Origin of the sequence: Pseudomonas sp. NBRC 111132 (assembly GCF_001320565.1) — a bacterium.
Lineage (GTDB): Bacteria > Pseudomonadota > Gammaproteobacteria > Pseudomonadales > Pseudomonadaceae > Aquipseudomonas > Aquipseudomonas putida_P.
Genome location: NZ_BCBI01000126.1, coordinates 1 through 899, shown reverse-complemented (window position 1 = coordinate 899; position 899 = coordinate 1). Strand labels below are relative to the sequence as shown.

At 57.7% G+C, this 899-nt stretch carries 1 protein-coding gene; it reads right to left on the bottom strand.

Annotation, left to right across the window (positions count from 1 at the left end; translation table 11 throughout):
* Positions 1 to 899, bottom strand: an 899-nt coding sequence (gene tuf / locus APH35_RS27945; protein WP_060515841.1) for an elongation factor Tu, incomplete at both ends; no start/stop codon positions are given.

Here is an 899-nt window from a genome sequence, read left to right as displayed (position 1 = left end):
TTCGACAGAACGTAGACTTCTGCGGTGAACTTGGTGTGCGGCTTGACCGAACCTGGCTTGACCAGAACCTGGCCACGCTCAACGTCGTCACGCTTGGTACCACGCAGCAGAACGCCGCAGTTCTCGCCAGCACGACCTTCGTCCAGCAGCTTGCGGAACATCTCAACGCCGGTGCAGGTGGTGGTGGTGGTGTCACGCAGACCAACGATTTCCAGCGGATCCTGAACGCGGACGATACCACGCTCGATACGACCGGTAACAACGGTACCACGACCCGAGATCGAGAATACGTCTTCGATCGGCATCAGGAACGGCTGGTCGATGGCACGAACTGGCTCAGGAATGTAGCTGTCCAGAGTCTCTACCAGCTTCTTAACAGCGGTAGTGCCCATTTCGTTGTCGTCTTTGCCTTCCAGGGCCATACGAGCGGAACCGATGATGATCGGAGTGTCGTCGCCTGGGAAGTCGTAGGTGGACAGCAGGTCGCGAACTTCCATCTCGACCAGTTCCAGCAGCTCAGCGTCGTCTACCAGGTCAGCCTTGTTCAGGAAGACCACGATGTACGGAACGCCAACCTGACGGGACAGCAGGATGTGCTCACGGGTTTGTGGCATCGGACCATCGGCGGCCGAGCAAACCAGGATCGCGCCGTCCATCTGGGCAGCACCGGTGATCATGTTCTTCACGTAGTCAGCGTGACCTGGGCAGTCAACGTGAGCGTAGTGACGAATGGTCGAGTTGTACTCAACGTGAGCGGTGTTGATGGTGATACCGCGCGCTTTTTCTTCCGGAGCCGAGTCGATCTTGTCGAACTCAACGATTGCCGAACCGAAAACTTCGGAGCAAACGCGAGTCAGAGCTGCGGTCAGAGTGGTCTTACCGTGGTCAACGTGGCCGAT